Below are 11,983 nucleotides of genomic sequence, written 5' to 3' on the forward strand. Positions count from 1 at the left end.
CATGCTCCTTCCCCCCTTCACGGGGCGCTCTCCTGACGCCCGACGGCGCCTCCGGCCCCGGGCTCTTCCCGCTTCCGGTCCGCCCGGCGGCTCACGGTCCGCCCGGCTCGCGCTCCGGGCACGGCATCATCTGGTACGGCCTCACCTGGTACGGCCTCACCTGGTACGGGCTCACCTGGTACGGGCGAAGCACTCAGCCGTACTGACCGGGACGAGGCCGCGGCGCCGGCCGCACGACGACCGGGATGACAGCCGTCTTGGCCGTTCCCGCCACCAGCGACCCGATCGCCATGCCGAGCACGAAGTTCAGCCCCGCGGTGTACATCCGGGACCCGAGGCTCTCGTCCGTCACGAACGGCGCGAGCATCGCCACCACCGTGGCCAGCGCGACCACCCAGCCGAAGAACCGCATCGGCCGCGGCGTGGTCAGGATCAGCACATGGATCAGCCCGGTGGCCGCCAGCGCCGCCAGGGCGGCGCCCAGCGCGTACCAGCCGGTGGAGGCGTCACCCCAGGTGCCCTCCCCTTTCGGCGCGAGGACGTCCACCCCGAACAGTCCTCGGCCGAGCAGTAGACCGGCGATCGCGATCAGGGCCGCCACGGCTGCCGTCGCCGCACCTCCGGCCCATAGTTTCCCGGCGTTGATCGTGGGACTCGGGCGCGGGTCTCCCGGCGGGTACATACCGGACATGAGGTCCTCCTCCAGCAACACGAACTGCCGGAACAGAGCCTCTCCGCCACCCCTCTCCCCCACCTCATCCGGCGAGGATGAACCACCACCCGCACCGCCCGCCACGGTCGGAACGCCACCGTGTCACGGCGAGTCGGCGGCACCCTGCCGAACGGGGTCGCCGGGCTCGGGGCCGGCTGGACCGCGGGCCGGGGCGACGCCGCGCAGCGCCGCCTCGACCCGGCGGTTGCTGGTCATGGTCGCCGTGACGGCGGTCATGGTGAGCAGGAGGCCGCCGGCGGTGTAGAGCGGGGTGCGCACGTCGAACGTGGCGGCCAGCCAGCCGCCGAGGAAGGCGCCGAACGGGGCGGCGCACATGGCGAGCATGCGGGAGGTGGAGGTGACCCGGCCCATCAGGTGGGCGGGGACGATCGCCTGCCGCAGGGAGGGGGCGAGCACCATCGTGGCGCCCATGCCCGCTCCGCAGACGGCGAGCGCGATGCCGGCGACGTACGGATCCGGGGCGGCGGCCAGTCCGAGGACGGCAAGCCCTTCGACCGCGGCCGTGCAGGTCAGCGCGGTGCCGGTGCCGAGTCGCCGGCCGAGGAAGGAGGCGATGCCCGCGCCGACCAGACCGCCGGTGGCCTCCGCCGTGAGGAGCAGACCGAAGCCGACGGTGGCGAGGCCGAGACGGTCGTGCGCGAAGAGCGCGAGCACGGTCTCCACGGCGACGAAGGCGATGTTCCCGACCGCCGGCCGCAGCGCGAGCCCGAGCAGCAAGCGGTCCCGGAAGACGTACGCGGCGCCGGCTCGCGCCTGCCGCAGCAGCGACTCACCGGCCTGTGTCACGGGCCGGGACGTGGCGGGCAGCGACCGTACGAGCAGCGCGGAGAGTGCGAACGACACCGCGTCGGCGAGCAGCGGAACCGCCCGCCCGAGCGCGAGCAGCGCACTGCCCGCGGGCGGCCCCGCGAAGCCGGACGCGGCGGTCTGGGTGGCGCGCAGACGGGCGTTGGCGCGCTCCAGCAGTGCGGGGTCGCGGCCGAGCAGATCCGGCAGATAGGCCGTGGCGGCCGTGTCGAAGAAGAGCCCGCCGAGGCCGAGCAGGAAGGCGACCGCCGCGAGCAGGGGAATGCTCAGAACGTCGAGCGCGGCCGCCGCCACCGGTATCGCCAGCAGCACCGCGCGCGCCGCGTCCGTGACCCACATCGTGCGCCGACGGTCCCAACGGTCCACCAGCGCACCGCCGAGCACCCCGAACAGCAGCCACGGCAGCGTCCCGGCGGCCGTGACGACGGCAAGCGCCATCGGATCCCGTGTCAGCGTCAACGCGAGCAACGGCAGCGCGGCATGCGTCACCCCGTCACCGAACGAGGAGATCGTCTGCGCGGTCCACAGCCGCCCGAACCCGGTCGGCGACTTCCCGGCGCCCGAGATCATTTCGCGTCCCCCTCGGCCCGCTCGGGTCGCGCCGGCCGGAACAGCGCGAAGACGAGTGACACGTCCGGCAGCGACGGATCGGACCGCTCCCGGTACTCGTCCGCCAGGGCCTGCAACCGCGCACCCAGTTCCGCGAACTGCTCCTCGGTGAGCCGCAGATGCGCCATCCGTACGTGCCGCTCGCCATCCACCGGCGCGGCCTCCAGGTCCGCCACCGCATGCCGCATGAGCACGTCGGGGCCGCCCTCGCCCGGATCCGGCAGTTCGATGGACCGCGCGGCCATCGCGTAGTACCGCTCGGTGACCCCGCGGACCTTCCGCGTTCGGACCACCTTCACCAGGCCGGCCCGTTCCAGCAGCCGTACGTGGTAGCTGGAACTTCCCTTCGCGAGGCCCACGCGCTCGGCGATCTGCGTGATCGTCGCGGGCTCGAAGCGCAGCACGGCCATGATCCGGTGGCGGGTGAGGTTGGAGACGGCGCGGAGCTGCTCGTCCGTGGTGACGTGGAACGTATCGGGAAGATCGTCGGCAGGCATGCGCCCAATGGTCAACGTTTCTTGACCATTGGGCAACCGCATTTGGCGAAGACCCGCCCGCGGGAAGGGCGACGAGCCGGCGGGGCTAACCGTCGGCGGCGGTGCGGAGACGGTCGGCGATCCGGCGGGCGGCGGCGAGCAGCTCGGGGCCGCCGAGGATGCGGTAGGGGTTGGGGATGGCGGTGAGCTGGTGGGCGTACCAGAAAGGATTGTCGGTGGTGCCGGTCAGCAGGCTCGCGCCGGAACGGCCGAGGGCGGGCCGGAGAGCACCGAGGGCCGGGCTGATCCACTCGTGGATCTCGGCGGGTGAGGCCTCGATCAGGATTTCGGCGGTGTGCGCCCAGCCGGCGGCGAGGTGTTCGTCCAGGGCGGCGACCGGGTCCAGGCCGTCCGGTGGCCGGAAGGCGCCGGCCAGGATCTCGACGGCGGCGATACGGTCGATGCGGTAGGCGCGGCGGGCGGCGGCGGTGTGCGAGTGGCAGAGCAGGTACCACCGGCCGTGGCGGACGACGATCGCCCACGGGTCCACTTCGGCGGTCCACTCCCGGCCGGTCCCGGTGCGGTAGTCCACCCGTACCCGCAAGCTCTGGGCGCAAGCCTGGACCAGCCCGGACGTGATCTCGGGGTCGGGCCGTGCGGCGGACCGGTCGGGTGCGGGCGCCGCGGTGTGCCGCATCGCCTCGACCTGGGCGCCCAACCGTTCCGGGAGGACCCGGACGATCTTGCCGAGGGCGCTGCCGACCGGATCGGCGGCGTCACCGGCCTGATGATGACCGTCCAGGACGGCCATGACCAGGCCGAGCGCCTCCGCCTGGGTGAAGATCAGCGGTGCGGGGCGGGCGCCGCGGCCGACGCGATAGCCGCCGTACGGTCCCCGCACCGACTCGATCGGGATGCCGGCCTCGCGCAGGATCGCGATGTAGCGGCGCGCGGCCCGCTCGGTGACGCCGCCCAGCCGCTCGGCGAGCCGGTCCGCGGTGATGCCGGGGCTGCCCTGCACGGCCTCGTACGCCATCAGCGCCCGCGCCGTCGGACTCGCCATCGGTGACCTCGATCCCGCGGAGGACTCCCCGGAAGAGGCTTGGGGAACCGGAAGCACATCGTCCGGAACCGAGGTTACCGTTCGCGGCATGATCCTGACGGAACCGCCCCTCGACGGCACCGAGGCCGAGACGCTGATCGGATCGCTGGAACGCCAGCGGCGCACGTTCATCTGGAAGGCCGGCGGCCTCGACCGGGCCGGGCTCGGCGCGACCGCCCCCGCCGGCACGATGACGCTGGGCGGGCTGATCAAGCATCTGGCCCTGGTCGAGGACATGTATTTCTCGATCCGGCTGGGCCGGGAACCGGCAGCCCTGTGGCGAGGCGTGGACTGGGACGCCGAACCGGACTGGGCATGGCGCAGCGCGGCGGACGACAGCCCGGCCGAGCTGTACGCCCTCTGGCACGACTGTGCCGCCAGGTCCCGCACGAACCTCGCCGCCGCCCTGGAGCGGGATGGCCTGGATCAGCCGGCCGGCGACACTGGGCCGGACGGCCGGGCGCCCCGTCTGCGGCGGGTGCTCATCGACGTGATCGAGGAGTACGCCCGGCACACCGGGCACGCGGACCTGCTACGCGAGGCGGTCGACGGCCTGACCGGTGAGGACCCGCCGATTTAAGCGGCGAGGACCCGCCGGTTCAGGCGGCCGGCAGGTCGAAGATCATGCAGCTGGATGTGGCGTGGGCGATCAGGCGGCCGGTCCCGTCGGTGATGCGGGCCTCGGCGAACGCGGTCCGCCTCCCCCGCTGCAGGACGGTGCCGGTGCAGGTGAGGCGGCCGGAGGCGATGGTCGCCGGGCGCAGGAACTTCACGTTGAGGTCCATGCTGGTGTAGCCCACCCCGGCCGGCAGGGTGCTGTGCACCGAGCAGGCGGCCGCGGTGTCGAGCAGGGTGGAGAGGATGCCGCCGTGCACGCTGCCGAGTGGGTTGTAGTGGAACTCCTGCGGCTCGAGCTCGAGGGTGACGGTGCCCTCCTCGGCGTGGATGCCCTCGCCGCCGATGAGGTGCATGACCGGCGGCGGCGGGAGCTCACCGGACGCCATGGCCCGCAGGATCTCCATGCCGCTGCGCCGGCCCAGCAGGTGGGCGTGCTCGGCGGGGTCGGTCCAGCCGAACGTGCGGGTACGGGTGTCATCCTGAGTCTGCGTCATGGATGCAGGCTGGCAGAGCCTTGCTGCGTCTGTCAACGAGACTTAGCCTTCTTCACATGTTCCCGGAGACTCCCCCCGCCCCGCTGGATTGGTCCTTCGACAACTGCACCATCGAGCGGGCCATGGGCGTCCTCGGCGAGAAGTGGACCCTCGTCGTCCTGCGCGAGATCTTCACCGGCGTCCGCCGTTTCGAGGACATGCGGGTCCGCACCGGCATCCCCCGCCAGGTCCTCACCAACCGCCTGTCGAGCCTGGTCGAGAACGGGGTGCTGCGCCGGGAGCCGTACCGGGAGCCGGGCGCCCGGGTCCGCCAGGAGTACCGGCTCACCCCGAAGGGCTTCGAGCTCTACCCGGTCCTGATGGCCCTGGCCGAGTGGGGCAACCGTTACCTGGCCGACCCCGAGGGTCCGCCCATCCAGTACGCCCATCGCGACTGCGGCGCCGAACTGCACCTGGAGATCGTCTGCGCCGACGGGCACGCCATCACGGAGAAACGCGAGGTGCAGCCCCGTCCCGGTCCGGGCGCTCAGCTTCGCTGACCCGCCGCCACAGGGTCTCCCGGTCGGCGGCGGAGAAGGTCAGCCCGAAGACCCCGGACAGCGCCTCGAAATAGGCTCCCGGCGTGGTCAGCTCGGCACGCGACGGGTCGGCGCCGACCCGCTTCAGGGTGCTGCCGCGCAGGATGTCGACGCCTGTCGCGTCCCGGCGCAGCACCGCCGGCACCCGCACGAACCCCGACTCCGGCGACGTGGACAGCTCCTCGTGCTTGGCGGCGAACTCCGACATCCGGGCCGGCTCGGACCGGAAGTCCATGCCGTGGAAGGTGCCGGACGGGTCGTGGTCGAACCGCCAGCCGCCCGGCTCCACGTCGGAGGGCCGCAGCGTGTACCGGAACGGCCCCTGCCGGTACTCCCCCGCGACCAGCGGCAACGGCCCGTGCAGCCCGTCGCCCATGCCCAGGTCGACGAGCCACTCCCCGTCGGGCGCCGCCGCCGACGGCAGGCCGGTGACCGTGAGGACGAGGTGGCTGGCGTTCGCCCCGGCCGGGTCCTCGGGCCGCCCCTGCACCCCGCCGACGTGGCGGGTGACGGTGTAACCCAGCGCCCGCAGCAGCGCCGAGAAGGCCCCGTTCAGGTGGAAGCAGTAGCCGCCGCGCCCGGCCACCACCCGCCGCAGCGACTCGGCCGGGCAGACCGTGGTGGGGCGGCCCAGCTGGATCTCCAGACATTCGTACGGCACGCGCTCGGCGTGCGCCCGGTGCAGCCTGTCCAGGGCTTCGGCGCTCGGCCGGTGACCGGCCAGCTCGGGCAGGCCGAGCCGGGTGAGATAACCGGGGACATCGATGGTGTCGGGCATGCCGACACGCTAACGCGGTGTCCACGAACGTTCGCCGGCTCTAGGCTTGCTTTGCGCCTAGCGTCGTCTATAAAGTGGTCGCATGCCTAGGCAGCGGGTGGAGGGTGCCGGTCCGGTGGTGCATCGCACCGCCCGGATCAGCCTGCGCCTCACGCGCGCAGCGGCAGCGATGTTTCGGTCTGCTGCGCTCCGCCGGTGACGTGTGGGCCTGCGTCCTGGAGATCAACGCTTGGCGGCGGCGGCGCGGTGACAAGCCGGTGGCCGGCTACCAGGACTTGTGCCGTCTGCTGTCCGAGTCCAACCCGGTGAACGTAGGTGGACACCGCACTAGCCAACGGGTACGACATGATCATTGGGTGGCGAAACTGATCGAACACCTGGAGTCGTACCTCGGAACCATCCAGGGCGGCTATTCCGGCGACGAGAGAACGCCGGAGGGCGTCGGGGTCGTCTCGTTCGGCCCGGACGTGCCGTTGCCCGGCGTTCTCACCCTGACGACCCTGGGTCTCTCCCGGCACCACCTGAGCCTGCCGGACGGCGGTCACGTACACCAGGAACTGCTGATGCACGTGACCGGCGAGGACGAGGCGTACATTCCCTCGGCGCTGTGGGCCATCGCGAGCCGGATGATCGAGCGCGGCTGGGCGCTGCCGCACGGCCAGGTGATCACGAGCGGTCCGGTGGTGCCGGGGGCGACGGTCACCGGGCTGCTGGCGATCAACCCGATGTTCCTGCCGAGCGGGTTCGCGGTCTGCGAGGGCATCGAGGAGGACACCGCGGCGGTCGTCGTCTGGCTGGCCCCGCTCACCGCCGAGGAGATCGCCTTCGCCAAGGAGCACGGCGGGGAGGCGCTGGTGGAGATCTTCACCGAGCACGAGACGAACCTCTCCGACCTGCGGCGCGACGGTGCCACTTAAGATCCGCGAGTGACGGTCAGTGACATCGCCCGGCGCCGGCCGGTCATCACCCTGCTGGTCGTGTGCCAGAGCAGCATCGGGCTGATCTTCGGCGGGATCGGGCTGTTCCTGCCGGTGATCCGCACCGACCTGGGGATCAGCTTCACCGAGGCGGGCACCCTGGCGGCGGCGAGCAACCTGACGTACGCGCTGATGCAGATCCCGTCGGGATATCTGGCCGACCGGTTCACGCCGCGCCGGCTGTTCCTGATCGGGATGCTGGGCATGAACGTCCTGGCGGCGCTGTTCGCGGTGCTCGACTCGTACCCCCTGTTGTTGATCGATCAGGCCTTGGCCGGGGTGTTCCGCGCCCTGGTGTTCATGCCCGGCATGCTGCTGATGACCGGTTTGTTCCCGCCGGGCCGGCGAGCCACCGCGATGGGCCTGTACGTGGTCGGCGGCTTCTCGTCGAACATCCTGCTCAGCCTGGTCGGCCCGCTGCTGGTCGGCCCGCTCGGCTGGCGCCTGCTGTTCGCGCTGTTCGCCGGGTTCGGCCTGCTCACCCTGGTCCTCTATCGGTTCCTGGCCGGACCCGCGGCGAGAGAGCCCGCACGGAGCCCGGCCCGGTTCAGCGAGCTTCCCGGCCTGCTCCGGCAGCGGATCGTGCAGTTGACCGCGGTCGTCCAGTTCACCCGGCTGGCCGTCGCGCAGGGTTTCACCTTCTGGCTGCCGACCTACCTCGTCGTCGACCGCGGTCAGTCGCTGGCCACCGCCGGTCTGGTCGCGGCGCTGGCCTCGGCGATCAGCGCGCCGGTCAACTACCTGGGCGGATACCTCTCCGACCGGATCGGCCGGCCGCTGCTGATCATCGGCGTCTCGCTGAGCGTGCTGACCGCCGGGCTGGCGCTGCTCACCTACGTGCCCGGCATGCTCGGGGTGCTCGGCGTGGTGGCGCTGATCTCGGTGTCGATCCAGGTGTACTTCGGGCCGCTGTTCGCGCTGCCGCTGCAGGTGCTCGGGGATCGCAACGCCGGCCTGATCAGCGGTCTCGGCAACTTCTGGGCCAATCTCGGCGGCTTCGCGTTCGTGTACGCGCTGGGCGCGGTCAAGGACGTCACCGACTCGTTCCGGGCCGGGTTCGTCAGCCTGGCCGTGCTCTGCGTGGTGGCGCTGGTCGCCGCCCGGCTGACCCGGCCGCTCCTCGCCGGTGCGCATGGGAGCGCTCCCCAGTAAGCTGCGCGGATGGCCCTGCTCCTCGACGCCGCGAACATCATCGGCGGCCTGCTGCTCGCGATCCCGCTGCTGGGACGCTTCCCCGCGATCGGCCGCGCGATCGGGCACATCACCCGGTGGCGCTGGCTGATCGGCATCGTCGCGCTGGTCGCCGGCGGCTACTACCTGATCGTGCACCTGATCTCCGGGCCGCACCTGTTCCACTTCGAGGTGGTCGGCATCGCGGTCGGCGTCATCCTGGCCTGGGAGCGGCTGACCAACAAGCGGCCGCTGGTCCCGGCCGGCGCCCCTGGTGCGCCGCAGCCCGCCCCGGCCGAGATCTCCGGAACCCCGCTGATCATCGCGATCTTCGGCATCATCGCGATCATCGTCGGCCTGCAGGGCCTGCTGACCCCGAACTAGACCGGGCCGACGCCGGCTTACGGCGGTTCGCCCGCTTCCGGTCCGCGGCGGTTCTCTCCCACCACGCTCCGGTACGGGCCACACAACGTCCCGTGCCTCGCGGCGACAACGGCAGGCATCCCCTCCCGGCCGCCCCTCGGGTGCGCGTCATGCATGCCCGTCCGGGTCACCCCCGGCTGGTTGTGGTTGCTGTCTCAGCTGCGCCGAGACAGCAGCCACAACCAGCCGGACAGAACCGGCACCGGCCTGCTACGGCGTGGGGAACGGGTGCCGCAGGGTCGCGTACGTCTCCCGGTAGGTCTTCGGGCCGATCACCGGCAGCACCAGGTCCCGCAGCCACACCGGCAGCGCCGCGGCCCGCGCGAACCGGTCCGTCGCCGCCCGCACGTGCGCCACCCGCTCCCGGCGCAGCCCTTCGTAGGCGGCGCCGACGGTATCCCAGTCCGCACCGGCGAGGAGGTCCGCCAGGACCAGGCCGTCCTCGACGGCGAGCGCCGCGCCCTGCGCCCACACCGGGGCGGTCGCGTGGGCGGCGTCCCCGACGAGCACGCAGCGTCCCGCCGACCAGGTCCCGGTGCGGACCTCTTCGATCGGCGAGTGGTAGAGGTCGGTCAGCCCGTCCAGGACCTCGCGGACCGGCCGTGGATAGGACCGGAACGTGTCGTGCAGCCAGGACACGTCCGAGCTGACCGCGCGGCCGCCGGTCGCGGACGCGTACCCGTACACCTGATCGTCGTCGACCGGGATCAACAGGATCGCGCCGCCCGAGCCGCTCCACACCGTCCAGCAGCCGACTCCCGGGTTCGGCGCCATGAACCGCCAGCTCGCCGCGCTGAGCAGCGACTCCCGGATGCCGTCGCCGCCGATCGCGCCGGTCCGGACCACCGAACGCACCCCGTCGGCGCCGGCCACGAACCCGAAGTGCTGCCGGGTGTCGTCGCCGAAGCTCACCTCGGCCCCACCGGCCACCGGGCGCACCGCGGTGACCTCGACCGGCCGCCGCACCGGCACGTCGAGCCCGTCGGCGAGAAGAGCGAGGAGATCCGAGCGGCGTACGCACCTGGGGCGTGCCTCCGGACCCCAGAACGCGTCCTCGTCGACGGCGAACAGCAGCCGGTCCTTCCTGGTCCGGTACTCCCGCCGGCCGGTCGGCCGCCCCAGCTTCTGCAGCCCGTCCGCGAGCCCGAGCGCCGCGAACGCCGCCACCGCGTTGCCCGGCAGGTTGATCGCCAGCCCGCCGCCGGCGGCGGGACTCCGCTCGGCCACGGTCACCGGCACGTCCCGCCGCCGCAGCGCCCGCGCCAGGGCGAGTCCCGCGATGCCACCGCCGACCACAAGTACGTCCATGACCCACCAGGCTGCCGTCAATCGACCGCTATCGGTGGCTGATGCCAAAAATCAGACAGTGTGGGTACGGATGCACGCCATGCCGGCCTGGCGCCGGCCGAGGTCATGACTCGCTGCCGGCACGGTCGTCCGGGATCCGAGCAGCCGGGCGGTCGGCGCCGCCCGGCCGTTCGATCAGCGGATGCTCAGGTCGGCCCAGACGAGACGGTGGTCGGAGGTGGGGTAACCGCCGACCGCCGACCAGGCCGGGCTGTACACGCCGGACAGCCGGGCCAGCGGGTCGGCCTGCACCGGCCAGAACACGCCCGCGTCCCGGATCCGCAGGTTCCTGCGCGGCAGCACGTAGTCGGCGCGCAGGTTGCCGGGCGCGGTGTCGGCGAAGTCGGCCGTGTCGTTCGCCGGGTCTCCGGTGTGGGTGAGGTTCGCCCCGCCCTGCAGGACCGCCGCCTCCGGCCCGCCCGCGCTGTCCGGGCTGACCCGGGTGTTGATCAGCGGGTGGGCGAGCAGCTGGTTGATCGCGCCGTCGTAGGAGTCGCCGTCGTACGGGTCGGCGTTCTGGTCGCCGGCGATCACGAACGGCTCACCGGCCCGCAGGCCACCGCGGCGACCCCGGTCGTCGTAGATGTACGACGAGGTCTTCCCGGGCGTCACGTAGTCGGCCCAGAAGCGGATCTCGTCGTGGTTGCGGCGCCCGTTGCGGTCCTCGGGCCCGTCGAAGGTGGGCGGGGTCGGGTGCGAGGTGAGGAAGTGGACCGTACGCTTGCCGATCCGGACCGGCACGTCCCAGTGGCTCTTCGACGACAGCCGCAGCACCGCCCGCTCCTGCGCCGAGTAGAAGCCGTCCGGGATCAGGTTGCCCGGCATGTCCTTCCACTTGAACAGCTGGAACGTACGGATCGCCCGGTGGTCGATCGGGTACTTCGAGTAGACGACCATGCCGTACTGGCCGGGGAAGAGACCGTAGCCGTACGCGTCGTCGGCGTACGAGGCGTCGCCCGGGGTGGTGTCGGTGACGCCGTTGCCGTTGAGGTCGAACCCGCTGGCGACGCCGGTGTTGACCGGGGCGGTCCACCGGTACGGGTACCGCTGGGCGCGCGCCCCGTTCTGCGGGACGGCCAGGAAGTTGTCGGCGAACAGCCGCGCCGCCTCCGGGTCGTGGTCGAACTCGTTGATCAGCACCACGTCCGGGGCGGCCCGCTGGATGACCTCGGCCACGTTCCTCGCCTGCCGGCGGTAGACGTCGTCCACGTCCGGGTTGGCCAGGTGTTCCCGCAGCTGCCCTTCGGCCGGCCGATTCAGGGACAGGTTGTATGTCGCGAACCGCACCTCGCGATCGCGATGGCCGCCGCCGGCGAGCGCGGGGGTGCCGCTGCCGATCAGTGCCGCGCCGAGGAGTGCGGTGAAGAGAAGACGCTTCATTCCTCAGGTGGGTACCGGAGTGTCCGGCCCGGGCGCAATGGCGTTCACCAATCGATCATCGAGTGTTCTCGGCCGGCGGTGACCGGACGGCCACGCCTCTCAGCCGGCGGTGGTGAGGTAACCCGCCGTCAGCGCGGCGATCACCAGTGGCAGGGCGACCCGCGCCGGGCCGTCCTGGCACACGTACCGCAGCCCGGCCACGATCACCATCGAGATGATCATTACGACCGAGGCGGCGATCCCGAGCGCCGGGACGACGAGGCCGGCCGCCATCCCGAGGCCACCGAGGATCAGCAGGGCGGAGAACTTGCGGTACTCCGACACCGAGACCCCGAAGTGGTACGCCGCCGCATGCTGCTCCTGATCGCTCGCGGCGAGGCGGGCGATCCCCTGAACACCGAAGAACACGACGACGATGCCGGCCAGCACGGTGTTCACGGTCATCCCCCGTTCAGGGCAAGCTGCACAGACACGTGCAGGCTAATTTTCCT

The 11,983-nt window shown here is 72.0% G+C and carries 14 protein-coding genes; 5 read left to right on the forward strand and 9 right to left on the reverse strand.

All coding sequences use genetic code 11. The features are described from left to right. Nucleotides 1-193: 193 nt before the first annotated feature. The 4 genes from Aut01nite_RS16020 to Aut01nite_RS16035 all read right to left on the reverse strand — a co-directional run bounded on the left by Aut01nite_RS16020 (nt 194) and on the right by Aut01nite_RS16035 (nt 3,688). Entirely contained in the window at nt 194-691 is a 498-nt protein-coding gene (locus Aut01nite_RS16020) for a DUF6069 family protein (protein ID WP_043532213.1), read from the reverse strand. A 123-nt stretch (nt 692-814) separates the two neighbouring features. Continuing rightward, complete coding sequence (locus Aut01nite_RS16025) at nt 815-2,110, reverse strand: MFS transporter (RefSeq protein WP_043532061.1); 1,296 nt, start codon at nt 2,108-2,110, stop codon at nt 815-817. Next, nucleotides 2,107-2,646: an ArsR/SmtB family transcription factor gene (locus tag Aut01nite_RS16030; protein ID WP_043532063.1), complete on the reverse strand. Its 540-nt coding sequence runs from the start codon at nt 2,644-2,646 to the stop codon at nt 2,107-2,109. The genes Aut01nite_RS16025 and Aut01nite_RS16030 overlap by 4 nt, the downstream gene beginning before the upstream one ends. A gap of 85 nt (nt 2,647-2,731) precedes the next feature. Next, nucleotides 2,732-3,688: a helix-turn-helix transcriptional regulator gene (locus Aut01nite_RS16035; RefSeq protein ID WP_043532065.1), complete on the reverse strand. Its 957-nt coding sequence runs from the start codon at nt 3,686-3,688 to the stop codon at nt 2,732-2,734. Between the two features lie 88 nt (nt 3,689-3,776). On the opposite strand from Aut01nite_RS16035, the gene Aut01nite_RS16040 reads away from it, so the two are divergent. Beyond that, complete coding sequence (locus tag Aut01nite_RS16040) at nt 3,777-4,307, forward strand: mycothiol transferase (protein ID WP_043532067.1); 531 nt, start codon at nt 3,777-3,779, stop codon at nt 4,305-4,307. A gap of 19 nt (nt 4,308-4,326) precedes the next feature. On the opposite strand, the gene Aut01nite_RS16045 is transcribed toward Aut01nite_RS16040, so the two are convergent. Beyond that, the gene (locus Aut01nite_RS16045) at nt 4,327-4,839 is read right to left on the reverse strand and encodes a PaaI family thioesterase (protein ID WP_043532069.1); all 513 of its coding nucleotides are present in this window, start codon (nt 4,837-4,839) and stop codon (nt 4,327-4,329) included. A 56-nt stretch (nt 4,840-4,895) separates the two neighbouring features. Between Aut01nite_RS16045 and Aut01nite_RS16050 the strand changes: the two genes are divergently transcribed. Then, on the forward strand, nt 4,896-5,378 hold the full coding sequence (locus Aut01nite_RS16050; RefSeq protein WP_043532070.1) for a winged helix-turn-helix transcriptional regulator: 483 nt from the start codon (nt 4,896-4,898) through the stop codon (nt 5,376-5,378). Here Aut01nite_RS16050 and Aut01nite_RS16055 read toward each other — a convergent pair. Beyond that, nucleotides 5,323-6,195 carry an arylamine N-acetyltransferase family protein gene (locus Aut01nite_RS16055; RefSeq protein ID WP_052164483.1) on the reverse strand — a complete coding sequence of 291 codons (873 nt, stop codon included), beginning with the start codon at nt 6,193-6,195 and terminating at the stop codon, nt 5,323-5,325. The genes Aut01nite_RS16050 and Aut01nite_RS16055 overlap by 56 nt on opposite strands. Before the next feature lie 356 nt (nt 6,196-6,551). Between Aut01nite_RS16055 and Aut01nite_RS16060 the strand changes: the two genes are divergently transcribed. From Aut01nite_RS16060 to Aut01nite_RS16070, 3 genes are read left to right on the forward strand one after another with little or no spacing between them, the layout of a single operon-like run. Further along, the gene (locus tag Aut01nite_RS16060) at nt 6,552-7,112 is read left to right on the forward strand and encodes a suppressor of fused domain protein (protein WP_052164484.1); all 561 of its coding nucleotides are present in this window, start codon (nt 6,552-6,554) and stop codon (nt 7,110-7,112) included. 9 nt (nt 7,113-7,121) lie between these two features. Beyond that, complete coding sequence (locus Aut01nite_RS16065) at nt 7,122-8,324, forward strand: MFS transporter (RefSeq protein WP_236643126.1); 1,203 nt, start codon at nt 7,122-7,124, stop codon at nt 8,322-8,324. Nucleotides 8,325-8,333: 9 nt separating this feature from the next. Then, nucleotides 8,334-8,726: a hypothetical protein gene (locus Aut01nite_RS16070; protein ID WP_043532072.1), complete on the forward strand. Its 393-nt coding sequence runs from the start codon at nt 8,334-8,336 to the stop codon at nt 8,724-8,726. A gap of 249 nt (nt 8,727-8,975) precedes the next feature. Here Aut01nite_RS16070 and Aut01nite_RS16075 read toward each other — a convergent pair whose 3' ends face one another. The 3 genes from Aut01nite_RS16075 to Aut01nite_RS16085 form a co-directional block, all read right to left on the reverse strand. Continuing rightward, entirely contained in the window at nt 8,976-10,073 is a 1,098-nt protein-coding gene (locus tag Aut01nite_RS16075) for an FAD-dependent oxidoreductase (RefSeq protein ID WP_043532074.1), read from the reverse strand. 174 nt (nt 10,074-10,247) lie between these two features. Further along, nucleotides 10,248-11,492, reverse strand: a complete 1,245-nt coding sequence (locus tag Aut01nite_RS16080; RefSeq protein WP_043532076.1) for an endonuclease/exonuclease/phosphatase family protein — start codon at nt 11,490-11,492, stop codon at nt 10,248-10,250. A 99-nt stretch (nt 11,493-11,591) separates the two neighbouring features. Next, on the reverse strand, nt 11,592-11,936 hold the full coding sequence (locus tag Aut01nite_RS16085) for a DoxX family protein (protein WP_043532078.1): 345 nt from the start codon (nt 11,934-11,936) through the stop codon (nt 11,592-11,594). Between the last annotated feature and the right edge of the window lie 47 nt (nt 11,937-11,983).

It is taken from the genome of Actinoplanes utahensis (assembly GCF_016862455.1).
Classification (GTDB): Bacteria; Actinomycetota; Actinomycetes; order Mycobacteriales; family Micromonosporaceae; genus Actinoplanes; species Actinoplanes utahensis.